The sequence below is a fragment of the Peribacillus frigoritolerans genome (genome assembly GCF_030676415.1).
Taxonomy (GTDB): Bacteria; Bacillota; Bacilli; order Bacillales; family DSM-1321; genus Peribacillus; species Peribacillus frigoritolerans_A.
The window spans coordinates 1-14,096 of sequence record NZ_JAUUTW010000003.1; the positions used below are offsets into that span (position 1 = coordinate 1).

A 14,096-nucleotide genomic window follows, 5' to 3' on the forward strand; every position below is an offset into this window, starting at 1 on the left:
TTGGTGGCGATAGCGAAGAGGTCACACCCGTTCCCATTCCGAACACGGCAGTTAAGCTCTTCAGCGCCGATGGTAGTTGGGGGTTTCCCCCTGTGAGAGTAGGACGCCGCCAAGCCATTTAAAAAGACCAGCCCATCCGGCTGGTCTTTTTTTGTATTGATATATTTTCAACTTTCAGGGAGAAGTGAGATAAATTAACATTTATTTCGCCTTGTAGACTAATTTATTCGATCTGAAATGAAATAATTAAACCCGCAGACTATTTAATTCCGACCAAAATTGGAATAAATCGGTCTGCAGATTAATTTTTTCGACCTGAAATGAAATAAATCGACCTGCAGCCTATTTAATTCGATCTATCGTTAAGTCCGTCTCGAATTCCAACAGCTGACTTATATAATCGGTTTCACTTGAATTGAAATAATTCATGGGAGCAAGATACGAATATGTACCGATCATGGAGCAGAGGTTCATTTCATGAATCAGGCTATAGTAATTCAAAGGGGGAGAAGGGGATGGATTTATGAGTAGGCGCTTTTACGGAAGACAGGGTTATCATAATCTGAGGCCTTATGGTATTTCTATTATAATGTAATCGATTTTATTGAAATGTATTCTTGTCTTTACTTGTTCTTTTCATTATACTAGGAAGAATTTATTGATGATATTAATGCAAGTTGGATACTAAGGAAGAAGACGGACAAAATAGAATTATGGAAGGGATCGGTATTGTGAGTAAAAAGAGTAAGGAAAAGTTTGAAGTTATCGAAGGCGAGACGATCGATGCATGTTTAGATCGAATTAAAGCGGCAGGGTACTTTCCTGTAAGGCGTACGGAAGAGCCCATCTTTGCCGAGAGAATCGAGAATGGCAAAGTCCATTATGTGCCAGTTGATAGAAAAATTGTATTCGAAGCAAAATTAATTGAGTAAAACACGAACGATTAATTAATATCATGTAAAAATATTCGATTTTAACTTGACATTAAAATGTCCGGAAGGTAAGATGAAGTTACATTAATACATCTCATATAATCATGGGGATATGGCCCAAAAGTTTCTACCTGATGACCGTAAATCATCGGACTATGAGAAAAGCATCTGACTATTTGGAAACTAGCCAAGTCTTTTTGTATTTTTTTCAAAAGGGCTTTCTTTTCCGGACAGGTTGCTTTCTCGATGAGGAAGCAACCTGTCCGGTTTTTTAATTTACATGTTATAGATAATGATAAGCGTCCGTCTGCATACTCGGGACGCCATAATATGAGTGTTGGAGGGAAAGATGATATGAAACCGCAAGTTGGGGTTATTATGGGAAGTGTCTCGGATTGGGAAACGATGAAATACGCTTGTGAATCATTGGAACAGCTTGAGATTCCCTATGAAAAAAGAGTCGTTTCCGCCCACCGGACGCCGGATTTACTATTTGAATATGCAGAGAGTGCAAAAGAGAGAGAGATTAAAGTGATTATTGCCGGAGCAGGCGGGGCTGCACATCTTCCAGGTATGACCGCCGCTAAAACGATTGTCCCTGTGATAGGCGTGCCAATACAGTCGAAGGCATTAAATGGGATGGATTCGTTATTATCGATTGTTCAAATGCCTGGTGGCGTACCGGTTGCAACGGTTGCGATCGGAAAAGCGGGCGCAGTCAATGCCGGTTTGTTTGCGGCTCAAATATTAGCAGCTTTTGATTCTGACATTGCTGATAGGTTAGAGGCTTTACGAGACGAAACCAGAGAAAAGGTGTTACAGAGCAGTGAACAACTTAAATAATACAATCATTTTACCGGGACAGACCATTGGAATAATCGGCGGTGGGCAATTAGGCAGGATGATGGCCTTATCGGCTAAGGCATCGGGCTTTAAGATAGCGGTCCTTGAGCCGACTGCAGAAGGTCCATGTGCTCAAGTGGCGGATATTGAAATCACTGGTGCTTATGATGATATCGAAGCATTGAAAAGATTAGCTGAGGTCAGTGACGTCATAACATATGAGTTTGAAAATATCAGTTCAGAAGCCCTGGATTGGTTAAAGCAACATGCATTTCTTCCACAGGGTTCAGAATTATTAAAGCTGACACAGGATAGACTGACGGAAAAAAAAGCCATATCTGATGCAGGGGCTTCTGTTGCTCCATATCAGGAAATACAGGATATTTCGGAAATTTACCTTCATATAGAGAAATTAGGGTACCCTAGTGTGTTAAAAACGACACGGGGCGGTTATGATGGAAAAGGGCAGTTGGTCATTAAGGAAGAAGCCGATATCAAAAAGGCTGAATCCCTGCTCAAAACAGGTAAATGTGTGCTGGAAGCCTGGATTCCTTTCGTAAAAGAAATCTCCATTATCGTGACACGCAAGGCAGATGGCGAGGCAAGTCATTTTCCGATTGCGGAAAACATTCATATTGAAAACATACTTCATAAAAGTATTGTTCCTGCACGTATTAGTCAACAAGCTGAACGGAAAGCTATTAATGAAGCTTTGCAGCTTGCAGAGAAACTTGACTTGGTAGGGACATTGGCAGTAGAAATGTTTTTAACCGCCCAGGATGAAATCATCATTAATGAATTAGCGCCAAGACCTCATAACTCTGGCCATTATACAATGGAAGCATGTGAGACTTCACAGTTCGAACAGCATATAAGGGCTGTCTGCAATTGGCCGCTCGGAAATACGGCATTATTGAAGCCGGTGGTAATGATAAACATCCTTGGCGAGCATATCGGGCCATTAATGGATGAAATTCCGACGCTTTCAGATTGGAAGGTTCACCTTTACGGTAAGAAAGAAGCCAAGCTTAAGCGGAAAATGGGTCATGTGAATATTTTACGCCCAACGATTGAGGAAGCTCTTTTGGAAAGTGATCGAAGCAAAATATGGAATCAACAGGTTGAAACGGAGGAAGTAAAATGATTGAACGTTATACCCGCCCAGAGATGGGAAACATTTGGACAGAAAATAACCGCTTTAATGCGTGGTTGGAAGTTGAAATCTTAGCTTGTGAAGCATGGTCTGAACTAGGTGTCATTCCAAAAGAAGATGTGAAGCTTCTTCGTGAAAATGCGACATTCGATGTGGACCGTATCAATGAAATCGAAAAAGATACACGCCACGATGTTGTTGCTTTTACACGTGCGGTTTCTGAAACGTTGGGTGAAGAACGGAAATGGGTCCATTACGGTCTGACTTCTACTGATGTGGTGGATACAGCTCTTTCATATGTGATAAAGCAAGCGAATGATATCCTTGCCAAGGATTTAAATAACTTCGTGGAGATCCTGAAAAATAAAGCGAAAGAACATAAATACACGGTTCAAATGGGACGTACACACGGAGTTCATGCGGAACCGACCACTTTTGGGTTGAAACTGGCTCTTTGGTATCAAGAAATGAAACGAAATGTCGAACGTTTTGAAGAAGCTAGAAGGAACATAGAGGTTGGGAAAATCTCTGGAGCTGTCGGAACCTACGCAAACATCGACCCGTTCGTTGAAAAATTCGTTTGTGAAAAGCTTGGCCTTGAAGCAGCGCCTATTTCAACACAAACATTACAGCGCGATCGCCACGCACATTATATGAGCACATTGGCTTTAATTGCGACATCAATTGAAAAGTTCGCAGTTGAAATTCGCGGCTTGCAAAAAAGTGAAACACGCGAGGTGGAAGAATTCTTCGCAAAAGGACAAAAGGGATCTTCGGCAATGCCTCATAAACGGAATCCAATCGGTTCTGAAAATATGACAGGTATGGCTCGTGTAATCCGCGGTTACATGATGACAGCATATGAGAATGTGCCATTATGGCATGAACGTGACATTTCACATTCTTCTGCTGAGCGCATCATCTTTCCGGATGCAACGATCGCATTAAACTACATGCTGAACCGTTTCAGCAATATAGTGAAGAACTTGACCGTTTATCCAGAAAATATGAAACGCAATATGGACCGTACACTGGGATTGATTTTCTCACAACGTGTGCTGCTTTCCCTTATCGATAAAGGACTTGTCCGTGAAGAAGCTTATGATACGGTTCAGCCGAAAGCGATGGAAGCATGGGAGCTTCAGGTTCCATTCAGAAGCCTGATCGAAAAGGATGATAAAATCACAAGCTTGCTAACGAAAGAAGAACTTGATGATTGTTTCGATCCTACACATCACCTGAAAAATGTTGATGTAATCTTTGATCGTTTAGGTTTATAAAAGTGAAGGCGGCAAACATGGCACCTCTAAACGGTGATATGTTTGCCAAGCCTGATCAATGGCAGGAAGATTCGTAATATTCACAATGTGGGGGTCTGGACAGATGGAAAAACGAGAATTGTTGTATGAAGGAAAAGCGAAACAGATTTTTGCAACGGACAACAGTGAAATAGTATGGGTGGAATACAAGGATTCGGCAACAGCGTTTAATGGTGAGAAGAAGTCGGAGATTGCCGGAAAAGGTAAGTTGAATAATCAAATTACTAGCTTACTTTTTTCAAAGCTTGCCCAGGAAAATATCCCGTCCCATTTTATTGAAAAGCTTTCCGACCGGGAGCAGCTAGTCAAGAGGGTATCCATCATTCCGCTTGAAGTCGTTGTCAGAAATACGGCGGCCGGCAGTTTTTCTAAAAGGACTGGCATGGAAGAAGGTCAGCCGCTCAAGAAAACGCTGATTGAGTTTTACTATAAAGATGACGAGCTCGGCGATCCTCTGTTAACGGAAGACCATATTGAAGAATTGGAACTTGCAAGCAAGGAAGATGTAGCCATTTTAAAAGAAAAGGCACAAGAAATCAGTATCGTCTTAACTTCCTTCTTTAAAGAATTGGACATTAAATTGATTGATTTTAAATTAGAGTTCGGTAAAACCCCGAATGGAGACATTCTGCTGGCAGATGAAATTTCACCTGATACCTGCCGATTATGGGATATTAACACGAACGAAAAGTTAGATAAAGATGTATTCCGCCGTAATTTAGGCAGTTTAACAGATGCTTACGAAAAAATACTAGCAAAGTTGGAGGGTACTCAACATGTATAAGGTTAAGGTATATATCACACTACGCGAAAGTGTACTAGATCCACAGGGAGCAGCAGTGCAACAATCACTTCATAGCTTGACATATAACGAAGTTAGTGATGTTCGAGTGGGGAAATACATTGAACTTACAATTAAGGATACGGATCGTGATTTAGATCAACTTGTGAAGGAAATGTGTGAAAAACTATTGGCCAATACGGTAATTGAAGCTTACCGTTATGATGTTGAGGAGGTTATTACCCAATGAAATTTGCTGTCATAGTTTTCCCTGGTTCCAATTGTGATGTCGATATGTTCCATGCGATAAAGGATGCACTGGGGGAAGAAGTGGAGTATGTTTGGCACTCTACAGACAATCTAGATCAGTATGATGGGATTCTCCTTCCAGGAGGTTTCTCTTATGGAGACTATTTACGCTCTGGAGCAATTGCACGATTTTCGAATGTAATGGCCGAAGTCGTAAAAGCCGCACAAGCAGGAAAGCCTGTCTTGGGTGTCTGCAACGGTTTTCAGATTTTACTTGAAGCAGGACTTTTACCTGGAGCGATGCGCCGTAATGAAGGCTTGAAATTCATTTGCCGCAATGTAGGATTGAAAGTTGAAAATAATCAATCGATGTTCACGACAGGATATGAATTAAATGAAACGATTACGATCCCGGTTGCCCATGGTGAAGGGAATTACTACTGCGATAATGAGACATTGGCTGAATTAAAACGAAATAACCGCATCTTGTTCACGTATGATGGTGAAAATCCAAACGGAAGCTTGGAACAAATAGCGGGAATTACAAATGAACAAGGAAATGTCCTCGGAATGATGCCTCATCCCGAACGTGCTGTTGATTCGCTGCTTGGCAGTAAAGACGGCTTAAAGATTTTTCAATCCATCGTAAAAAACTGGAGGGAATCACATGTTATTACAGCTTGAACCAAGTCCGGAAAAAATTAAATCGGATCGATTGTACGCAACTATGGGACTATCCGATGATGAATTTGCAATGGTGGAGAAAATCTTAGGCAGACTGCCGAATTATACGGAAACTGGATTGTTTTCAGTTATGTGGTCAGAGCATTGTTCCTACAAAAATTCAAAACCTATCTTAAGGAAATTCCCGATTACAGGGGAGAAAGTGCTACAAGGTCCTGGTGAAGGAGCAGGTATCGTTGATATCGGTGACGATCAGGCTGTCGTTTTTAAAATTGAAAGTCATAACCACCCTTCGGCAATAGAACCTTATCAAGGTGCTGCTACTGGTGTCGGCGGTATTATCCGTGATGTTTTCTCCATGGGTGCCCGTCCGATTGCGATGTTGAACTCGCTTCGCTTCGGTGAGTTAGACAATGATCGCGTGAAATATTTATTTAAAGAAGTGGTTGCCGGGATTGCAGGATACGGGAATTGTATCGGAATTCCAACTGTCGGCGGAGAAATTCAATTTGATCCATCGTATGAAGGCAATCCTCTGGTCAATGCCATGTGTGTCGGTTTGATTGATCATAAGGACATTAAAAAAGGCCAAGCGCATGGAGTGGGCAACACAGTGATGTATGTGGGTGCCAAAACTGGACGTGATGGTATTCATGGAGCAACATTTGCATCTGAAGAGCTTTCGGAGTCTTCGGAAGAAAAACGGCCTGCCGTACAAGTAGGAGATCCATTCATGGAGAAACTGCTTTTGGAAGCATGCCTTGAATTGATTCAAAATGATGCCCTTGTTGGTATTCAGGATATGGGAGCAGCAGGTCTTACAAGCTCATCTGCCGAGATGGCTAGTAAAGCTGGCTCAGGAATAAAAATGAACCTTGATTTGATCCCGCAGCGTGAAACGGGAATGACAGCATATGAAATGATGCTTTCTGAATCACAAGAGCGGATGCTGATCGTTGTCACTAAAGGGCGCGAACAGGAAATCGTTGATTTGTTTACGAAATATGACCTAGAAGCGGTTGCTGTGGGTGAAGTAACGGATGATAAAAATCTAACACTTTCCCATCAAGGTGAAATCGTTGCTGAGGTTCCGGTTGATGCATTGGCTGAAGAAGCTCCGATTTATCACAAGCCATCTGCAGAACCGCAATATTTCCGTGACTTCCAAAGCATGACGGCAGAAGTGCCAGTCATTGGAGATTATAAAGAAACATTGGTATCACTATTGAAGCAACCGACAATTTCGAGTAAGGAATGGGTCTACGACCAATATGATTACATGGTCCGCACGAATACAGTCGTCTCACCTGGATCGGATGCAGCGGTCGTGCGTGTACGGGGTACGAATAAGGCCCTTGCCATGACGACGGATTGCAACTCCCGCTTTATTTATTTAGATCCTGAAACAGGTGGCAAAATCGCAGTGGCTGAAGCAGCCCGTAACATCATTTGCTCGGGTGCGGAACCTTTAGCGATTACGGATTGCTTGAATTTTGGGAATCCAGAAAAACCTGAAATATTTTGGCAACTGGAAAAAGCGGCAGACGGTATGAGTGAAGCTTGCAGAAGCTTAAGTACTCCTGTAATTGGTGGAAATGTTTCCCTTTACAATGAAACGAATGGTGAAGCGATTTACCCGACACCTGTAGTTGGGATGGTTGGTCTTATCAGTGACCTTCAGCACATCACTACACAAACATTTAAAAATGAATCCGATTTGATTTATGTGGTCGGAGAAGCGAAAGTTGAATTTGGAGGCAGTGAGTTACAGAAAATGCTCGAGGGTAAAATCTTTGGACGCGCTCCAGAACTTGATTTGGCCATTGAACAAAAACGTCAGCAGCAAATTCTGACTGCAATCCAAAAAGGACTTGTTGCATCAGCCCATGACCTTTCGGAAGGCGGTTTGGCAGTTGCTTTAGCTGAATCTTTATTCGGGGCAGGCAAACTTGGGGCAAAAGTGAATATTACCGGTGAACCGGTATCCGAATTATTCAGTGAAACGCAATCACGATTCTTACTGTCCATCAGTCCTGAAAACCAAGCGGCATTTGAAGCACTTGTCGAAGATGCGATATGCATAGGCTCAGTAACGGATGATAATAAATTAGTCGTGGCGGCAGGCAGTGATAGCAAAGTATTGGAAGCGGACGTTGAAGATTTACAAACAGCTTGGAAGGGAGCTATACCATGCTTGCTGAAATAAGAAGCCTAAACGAAGAGTGTGGTGTTGTTGGAGTCTGGGGACATCCCGATGCAGCACAGCTTGCTTACTACGGTTTGCATAGCTTGCAGCATCGTGGTCAAGAGGGAGCAGGCATCGTCGTGACGGATGGTGAGCAGATGTCCATCTCTAAGGGCGAGGGACTTGTCACAGAGATATTCACTGCCGAAAAAATGCAGGCACTTTCCGGTACCGGAAAAGCGGCAATCGGCCATGTCCGTTATACAACGGCAGGCGGGGGCGGGTATCAAAATGTTCAGCCTTTCTTGTTCAATTCGCATACAGGAGGGCTGGCCCTTGCCCATAATGGGAATATCGTCAATGCCCATCAGTTAAAAGCACAACTTGAAGGACAGGGAAGCATTTTTCAAACGACATCTGATACGGAAGTACTGGCCCATCTGATTAAACGCTCCGGCTACTCGGATGTACGAGATTCCGTGAAGAACAGTTTAAGCATGCTGAAGGGAGCCTATGCCTTTGTCATCATGACTGAAAACCAAATGATCATGGCAAGAGATCCGCATGGCTTCCGTCCACTTTCCTTGGGGAAAATAGGCGATGCATATTTCGCTGCATCCGAAACATGTGCACTTGATATTGTAGGTGCAGAATTCATCCGCGATATTGAACCGGGTGAACTCGTTGTCATTAATGATGAGGGAATCACATCCGAGTATTTTTCGCTATCCAGTCAACAGGCAATGTGCACGATGGAGTACGTGTATTTTTCCCGTCCGGATAGCAACATTGATGGTATCAATGTTCATACGGCACGAAAAAACCTTGGCAAGCAAATGGCACTGGAAACCAAAATTGAAGCCGATGTAGTTACAGGTGTACCTGATTCCAGCATTTCGGCAGCGATTGGCTATGCTGAAGCTGCGGGCATTCCCTATGAAATGGGTTTAATAAAAAATCGGTATGTTGGACGGACGTTCATTCAGCCATCACAAAGTCTGCGTGAACAAGGCGTGAAGATGAAACTATCACCTGTAAGAGGGGTAGTTGAAGGTAAGCGGGTCATAATGGTTGATGATTCAATCGTCCGTGGGACAACGAGCAGAAGGATTGTCCGCATGTTAAAAGATGCCGGAGCGAAAGAAGTGCATGTAGTAATCAGTTCACCACCGATCAAGAATCCATGTTTTTATGGCATTGACACGTCTAAAAAGGAAGAACTGATTGCGAACTCTAAATCGGTGGAGGAAATTAGGGAAATCATCGGTGCTGATTCCTTAACTTTTTTAAGTGTCGAAGGTATGGTCGAAGCAATTGGACGACCGTTTTCAGGAGAAACGCGCGGTTCATGCCTAGCTTGTTTCACCGGAAATTATCCGACTGAAATTTTTGAATACGAACGAGAAAAAACAAAATGTTAATCAAGTCGGTAATGATGATTGATTTTCGGAGGAGGATTTCAAATGGCTAATGCATATAAACAGGCTGGTGTGGATATTGAGGCTGGTTATGAAGCGGTAAATCGAATGAAAAAACATGTAAAGCGCACATTTCGTCCAGAAGTAATGAATGGCTTGGGCGGTTTCGGCGGCATGTTTGATTTATCTTCCTTGAACCTTAAAGAACCTGTGCTCATTTCAGGTACGGATGGAGTGGGTACGAAACTTTTATTGGCGTTCATGATGGATAAACACGATACAATTGGAGTGGATTGTGTAGCTATGTGCGTCAATGATGTTGTCGTTCAAGGTGCTGCACCTTTATACTTTTTAGATTATATTGCCTGCGGTAAAGCAGATCCTGAACGAATTGAAATGATCGTCAAAGGAATTGCAGATGGCTGTGAGCAGGCGGGCTGTGCATTAATCGGCGGAGAAACTGCTGAAATGCCAGGCATGTACGAGACAGAAGAATACGATGTGGCAGGTTTTACTGTAGGTGCCGTTGAAAAATCACGTCTAATTACTGGTGAAGCAATCTCGGCGGGTGATGTCGTTATTGGACTCGCTTCAAGCGGCATCCACAGTAATGGGTATTCCCTTGTTCGTAAAATCCTTCTTGAAGACTCAGGTATGGGGCTTCATGACTTCGTACCGGAACTGGATTGCAAGTTGGGAGAGGAATTATTAAAACCGACGAAAATCTATGTGAAGTCCATTTTATCGACGTTGGAAAAATTTGAGGTTAATGGTCTTGCCCATATCACTGGTGGAGGATTCATCGAGAATATTCCGCGTATTCTTCCTGAAGGATGCGGTGTTGAAATCGAGCTTGGAAGCTGGGAAATTCCAACTATATTCTCATTCCTTGAAGAAAAAGGGAACCTTGTAAAAGAGGAAATGTTCAATATCTTCAATATGGGAATTGGAATGACGGCTGTCGTGAAAAAAGAAGTGGCATCCGATGTACTAGCCCACTTACGCTCTTGCGGTGAAGAAGCCTCAATTATTGGAACGGTTGTGGATGGAAATGGAGTGTCATTCAAATAATGAAACGCCTTGCTGTCTTTGCATCAGGTAACGGTAGTAATTTTCAATCAATTGCTGAAGCAATAAAAAGTGGAAAGTTGGAGGCGGAAATCTGTCTTGTCGTTTGCGATCGTGAAGACGCATATGTGCTTGAGAGAGCTAAGCTTGAGAATATTGATTCTTTCTCCTTTTCAGCAAAGAATTACTCTAACAAGAATGAGTATGAATCGGAAATCCTGGAAAAACTTCGCCAGTATGAGATAGAATTTATCATTCTGGCTGGTTATATGCGTTTGATCGGTCCGACATTATTACAAAAGTATTCACAGAGGATTGTGAACATCCACCCTTCACTTCTGCCTAGTTTTCCAGGCAAGGATGCTATTGGCCAGGCTTTTGACGCCGGAGTGAAGGAAACGGGGGTAACGGTTCATTATGTTGATGATGGAATGGACACAGGACCGGTTATTGCCCAAAAAGCTGTGCCAATTCTTGAGGGGGATACGAAGGACATCCTTCAAAAAAGGATTCAGGAAATGGAGCATGACTTGTACCCGTCAGTTTTGCAGGAGCTATGCCACAAGAAACTTACTTAATGGAGGGACCAACATAACATGAAGAAACGTGCATTAATTAGTGTATCGGACAAAACAGGTATCGTAGAATTTGCTCAAGGTTTAATTGAAGCAGGTTTTGAGATTATTTCTACAGGCGGTACCAAAAAAACGCTGCAGGATAATGGTATTGAGGTAATTGGAATCAGTGACGTCACCGGTTTCCCGGAAATATTGGATGGGCGTGTTAAAACACTTCACCCGAATGTCCATGGAGCAGTGTTGGCAAAACATGATGACAAAAATCACGCAGCACAGCTTGCAGAGCATAATATTGAACCCATTCAACTTGTCTGTGTAAACCTATATCCATTCCAAGCTACTATTTCCAAACCGGAAGTAACTGTGGAAGATGCTATTGAAAACATCGATATCGGCGGACCGACAATGCTTCGTTCTTCTGCTAAAAACCACGAATATGTGACTGTTATCGTTGATTCCAATGATTATCCTACCGTATTGGCTGAGCTGAAACAAAGCGGCGGGGTATCAAAAACCACGAATCGCCGCCTGGCTGCAAAAGTTTTCCGCCATACAGCAGCATATGATGCCGTTATTTCAGAGTATATGACAGAGCTTGCCGATGAAGAAAATCCTGAATCATTGACTGTTACCTATGAATTGAAACAGTCGCTTCGTTATGGGGAAAATCCACATCAAAAAGCCGCATTCTATAAAAAACCGCTTGGTTCCGTTTTCTCAATTGCAGAAGCGAAGCAATTACATGGAAAAGAACTTTCATACAACAACATTAATGATGCTGATGCAGCACTTCAAATCGTTAAAGAATTCAATGAGCCTGCTGCTGTTGCAGTCAAACATATGAATCCTTGCGGCGTCGGTGTCGGTGCAACCATTTTGGAAGCATATGAAAAAGCTTATGAGGCAGATGCCACTTCCATTTTCGGTGGGATCATCGCTTTGAACCGTGAAGTTGATAAGGCAACTGCGGAAAAGCTTCATGAAATCTTCCTTGAAATCATCATTGCTCCTGGGTTTACGCAAGAGGCAGTGGAAGTATTGACAAGCAAGAAAAATCTTCGTTTATTAACGATCGATTTTGACGCGGTTAAAAAGCCTGAACGTAAATTGACATCCATTGAAGGCGGATTACTTATTCAAGATCGGGATGCACATAGCTTAAAGGATGCAGAGGTAAAAGTGGCAACGAAACGTGAGCCTACCCCTGAAGAGTGGAAAGCCATGGAACTTGGCTGGAAAATCGTGAAACATGTTAAGTCGAATGCAATAGTGGTTTGTAACGATCAAATGACATTAGGTGTTGGCGCAGGTCAAATGAACCGTGTGGGAGCTGCAAAAATTGCTCTGGAACAAGCTGGGGAAAGAGTGACAGGAAGTGCATTGGCATCAGATGCTTTCTTCCCAATGGATGATACTGTAGAAGCGGCAGCGAAAGCGGGCGTCACGGCAATCATTCAGCCTGGTGGATCTGTTAAAGATGAGGATTCAATCAAGAAAGCTGATGAATATGGGATTACGATGGTGTTTACAGGAATTCGTCACTTTAAACATTAATCAAAAATGAGGTGCGATAATGAATGTACTAGTAATTGGCCGGGGCGGCAGGGAGCATGCCATAGCCCGCAAACTATTTGAAAGTAAACGGGTTGGGACTGTTTTTGCAGCACCGGGAAATCCAGGGATGACCGATGTAGCGACTCTTGTTCCAATTGATGAAAACAATCACGGGGATTTGGTTGCCTTTGCCAAGAAGAATGCAGTTTCATTAACGGTGATCGGGCCCGAAACCCCATTGTTGAATGGGCTTGCCGATGACTTTACGGAGGCAGGATTACAGGTATTTGGCCCTAATAGCCGTGCTGCAGTCATCGAGGGAAGTAAATCCTTTGCTAAAGATTTAATGAAAAACTACAGCATTCCGACAGCAGAATATGAAACATTTTCTGATTATGATTCAGCAAAGGCATATATCGAAAAAATGGGTGCTCCCATTGTTATAAAAGCGGATGGTTTGGCTGCAGGAAAAGGTGTCGTAGTTGCTATGACGATGGAAGAGGCGTTAGACGCCATCCATGATATGCTAGTCGGAGCAAAGTTCGGGGAAGCATCTGCTAAAGTCGTCATTGAGGAATTTCTTGATGGCGAGGAATTTTCATTGATGGCATTCGTTAATGGGGAAAAAGTGTATCCGATGGTCATTGCTCAAGATCATAAGCGGGTTTTTGATGGAGATCAGGGTCCGAACACAGGTGGAATGGGTGCATACTCACCGGTGCCGCAAATTTCCGATGAAATGATTCAGACTGCAGTCGAAACAATTCTTAAGCCCACGGTAAATGCGATGATTTCGGAGAATCGGAGTTTTACAGGAATATTATATGCCGGGTTGATTGCTACTGAAAAAGGCACAAAAGTCATTGAGTTCAATGCCCGTTTTGGCGATCCGGAAACGCAAGTCGTTTTACCACGACTTAAAACAGATTTCGTAGATACGCTTGAAGCGGTTCTTTCTGGAGAGGATTTAGAACTTGAGTGGCATGAAGAATCTGTTCTTGGAGTAGTCGTCGCAGCTGATGGATATCCAGGGGAATATAAAAAGGGTTCTATCATTAATGGCTTGGAAAAGATTGATACGAATGCCCATGTTTATCACGCTGGAACGGCTCTCAATAGTGAGGGGAATTTCATCGCGAATGGCGGACGTGTACTTCTTGTTGCTGCAAAAGGGAAAGATTTGGCCTCTGCCCAAGCTGAAGTATATAAACAGTTAGGGCATATAGAGAAAGACGGCTTATTCTGGCGAACGGATATTGGCTACCGTGCAATAAAATACAATTTTTCATCATAATATAAAGAAGCTGACTCTAAGCGGAGTCAGCTTCTTCG

General features: G+C 42.9%; 13 protein-coding genes, 1 rRNA gene and 1 riboswitch. All 14 genes read left to right on the forward strand.

Annotated elements, in window-relative coordinates:
- The 14 genes from rrf (at position 1) to purD (ending at position 14,058) form a co-directional block, all read left to right on the forward strand.
- Positions 1–115 (forward strand): 5S ribosomal RNA (gene rrf / locus Q8G36_RS03705).
- Between the two features lie 616 nt (positions 116–731).
- A complete protein-coding gene (locus Q8G36_RS03710; RefSeq protein ID WP_095390347.1) occupies positions 732–932 on the forward strand; it encodes an NETI motif-containing protein in 201 nt (66 codons plus the stop codon).
- Between the two features lie 74 nt (positions 933–1,006).
- A riboswitch (purine riboswitch) is annotated at positions 1,007–1,108 on the forward strand.
- Positions 1,109–1,286: 178 nt separating this feature from the next.
- A complete protein-coding gene (gene purE, locus Q8G36_RS03715) occupies positions 1,287–1,775 on the forward strand; it encodes a 5-(carboxyamino)imidazole ribonucleotide mutase (protein ID WP_251432251.1) in 489 nt (162 codons plus the stop codon).
- The gene (gene purK / locus Q8G36_RS03720; protein ID WP_305159037.1) at positions 1,759–2,919 is read left to right on the forward strand and encodes a 5-(carboxyamino)imidazole ribonucleotide synthase; all 1,161 of its coding nucleotides are present in this window, start codon (positions 1,759–1,761) and stop codon (positions 2,917–2,919) included. Before purE ends, purK begins: the two co-directional genes overlap by 17 nt.
- Positions 2,916–4,208 (forward strand): adenylosuccinate lyase, encoded by a 1,293-nt coding sequence (purB, locus tag Q8G36_RS03725; protein WP_305159038.1) that lies wholly within the window; start codon positions 2,916–2,918, stop codon positions 4,206–4,208. The genes purK and purB overlap by 4 nt, the downstream gene beginning before the upstream one ends.
- Positions 4,209–4,311: 103 nt before the next feature.
- Positions 4,312–5,031, forward strand: coding sequence for a phosphoribosylaminoimidazolesuccinocarboxamide synthase (gene purC, locus Q8G36_RS03730; RefSeq protein ID WP_305159039.1), 720 nt, complete (start codon positions 4,312–4,314; stop codon positions 5,029–5,031).
- Positions 5,024–5,278 carry a phosphoribosylformylglycinamidine synthase subunit PurS gene (gene purS / locus Q8G36_RS03735; protein ID WP_034306118.1) on the forward strand — a complete coding sequence of 85 codons (255 nt, stop codon included), beginning with the start codon at positions 5,024–5,026 and terminating at the stop codon, positions 5,276–5,278. The genes purC and purS overlap by 8 nt, the downstream gene beginning before the upstream one ends.
- Positions 5,275–5,961, forward strand: a complete 687-nt coding sequence (purQ, locus tag Q8G36_RS03740; RefSeq protein WP_305159040.1) for a phosphoribosylformylglycinamidine synthase subunit PurQ — start codon at positions 5,275–5,277, stop codon at positions 5,959–5,961. The genes purS and purQ overlap by 4 nt, the downstream gene beginning before the upstream one ends.
- Positions 5,945–8,167, forward strand: coding sequence for a phosphoribosylformylglycinamidine synthase subunit PurL (purL, locus tag Q8G36_RS03745; RefSeq protein WP_305159041.1), 2,223 nt, complete (start codon positions 5,945–5,947; stop codon positions 8,165–8,167). Before purQ ends, purL begins: the two co-directional genes overlap by 17 nt.
- On the forward strand, positions 8,152–9,567 hold the full coding sequence (purF, locus tag Q8G36_RS03750; RefSeq protein ID WP_305159042.1) for an amidophosphoribosyltransferase: 1,416 nt from the start codon (positions 8,152–8,154) through the stop codon (positions 9,565–9,567). The genes purL and purF overlap by 16 nt, the downstream gene beginning before the upstream one ends.
- Positions 9,568–9,609: 42 nt before the next feature.
- Complete coding sequence (purM, locus tag Q8G36_RS03755) at positions 9,610–10,635, forward strand: phosphoribosylformylglycinamidine cyclo-ligase (protein ID WP_305159043.1); 1,026 nt, start codon at positions 9,610–9,612, stop codon at positions 10,633–10,635.
- Positions 10,635–11,210 (forward strand): phosphoribosylglycinamide formyltransferase, encoded by a 576-nt coding sequence (purN, locus tag Q8G36_RS03760; RefSeq protein WP_305159044.1) that lies wholly within the window; start codon positions 10,635–10,637, stop codon positions 11,208–11,210. The genes purM and purN overlap by 1 nt, the downstream gene beginning before the upstream one ends.
- A gap of 18 nt (positions 11,211–11,228) precedes the next feature.
- Positions 11,229–12,764: a bifunctional phosphoribosylaminoimidazolecarboxamide formyltransferase/IMP cyclohydrolase gene (purH, locus tag Q8G36_RS03765; RefSeq protein ID WP_305159045.1), complete on the forward strand. Its 1,536-nt coding sequence runs from the start codon at positions 11,229–11,231 to the stop codon at positions 12,762–12,764.
- Between the two features lie 19 nt (positions 12,765–12,783).
- Positions 12,784–14,058, forward strand: a complete 1,275-nt coding sequence (purD, locus tag Q8G36_RS03770; protein ID WP_305159046.1) for a phosphoribosylamine--glycine ligase — start codon at positions 12,784–12,786, stop codon at positions 14,056–14,058.
- Positions 14,059–14,096 lie beyond the last annotated feature (38 nt).